The organism is Pseudomonas sp. IT-P294, from assembly GCF_949767865.1.
In the GTDB taxonomy this organism is placed as follows: Bacteria; Pseudomonadota; Gammaproteobacteria; order Pseudomonadales; family Pseudomonadaceae; genus Aquipseudomonas.
Genome location: NZ_CATKQW010000028.1, coordinates 1 through 1,400, shown reverse-complemented (window position 1 = coordinate 1,400; position 1,400 = coordinate 1). Strand labels below are relative to the sequence as shown.

Sequence of the window (1,400 nt, the reverse complement as noted above, 5' to 3'; positions counted from 1 at the left end):
CGGCCAAAAGCAATGGGATGGACTCCTCCTCACTTCGGCATCTTGAGTGCCAGACTGAAGGTGCGAACCACAGTCAACAGTGAGAAGGAGTCCACACATGAAGCTTATGCGCATTGGGGTCGACCTGGCCAAGAACGTGTTTCAGATCCACGGTGTGGATTGCCATGAGAAGCCGATCTGGCGGCAGCGGCTACCACGTGATCGCTGGCTTCAAACGGTGCTGGAAAAGGTCGAACCTGGTTGTGAGATCGGCATGGAGAGTTGCGGAGGGGCCCATCATTGGGCGAGACAACTCGAAGCTCTCGGATTTCGAGTCAAGCTGATCGCCCCCCAGTTCGTTAAACCTTATGTCAAAAGCAACAAGAACGACGCGAACGATGCCGAGGCGATCTGCGAAGCGATGAGCCGTCCCAGCATGCGCTTCGTCGCCATCAAGACCATCGAACAGCAGGATATCCAGGCGACGCATCGCATCCGGGCCGGCTTAATCGAACAGCGGACGGCCAAAGCCAATCAGATCCGTGGGCTGGTCGCCGAGTACGGTCTCGTTGCACCGAAGGAATTGCTGATGCTGCGTCGTGCAATACCATGCTGGCTAGAGGATGCGGATAACGGTTTGACGGCACGCTTTCGTCGTCTACTGGATGGTTTGTGGGACGACCTTCGTGCGCTGGATGGGCGTGTATGCAAGCTCGACGGCGAGATCACTGCGATCGCGACAAACGAGCCGTCCGCCGTTCGCCTTCAACAGCTGCGCGGTGTCGGTCCAATGATCGCCACAGCGCTCGTCGTCGCTCTCGGTGATGCCCGTCAGTTTGCCAATGGTCGACAGTTTGCCGCCTCGCTGGGACTGACACCGAGGCAACACAGTTCTGGTGGTAAGGATCGACTACTCGGTATCAGTAAGCGCGGTGATACGTATCTGCGAACATTGATGGTGCATGGCGCACGCTCGGCGCTACGCACAGCCAAATCCAAAGAGGATCGGCTCAGCCAGTGGGCCGTTCGTTTAGCCGAGCGATCGCATCCCAATGTGGCCGCTATTGCGCTGGCCAACAAAACTGCACGCATGGCTTGGGCGATGCTGCGTCACGGCACTGATTACCAACCGAATCAGGCAGCGGCCTGATCTATTTACCCGACGTGTTCTACGAGAGAAACAACTCTTAACCACGATTGCGAAGCAACCTGAACGATGGCAAACCGATCGAACCGGCGTCGGCAAAACCCTCGAATGTCTAAGTGCGAAAAGCACGAAAAAGCGATCGGGAGCCGGCGCGCGAATAGCCCATCATGGCCCTGCATCGAAACGATGCCGTATTTAGAGGCCGAATATACGTGTGCAGTCGGCACGGGCGCCAAAGCAACGGGGCTTGCAATGAGGAGGAGTCCATATACGG

1 protein-coding gene is annotated in these 1,400 nt (G+C 57.1%); it reads left to right on the top strand.

Annotated elements, in window-relative coordinates:
- Positions 1-97: 97 nt before the first annotated feature.
- Positions 98-1,129 (top strand): IS110 family transposase, encoded by a 1,032-nt coding sequence (locus ACM6I0_RS18950; protein WP_084929321.1) that lies wholly within the window; start codon positions 98-100, stop codon positions 1,127-1,129.
- The last annotated feature ends 271 nt before the right edge of the window (positions 1,130-1,400 follow it).

Coding starts and splice junctions, on each gene's coding strand:
- ACM6I0_RS18950 (WP_084929321.1), top strand. CDS start 98: ATGAAGCTTATGCGCATTGGGGTCGACCTGGCCAAGAACGTGTTTCAG.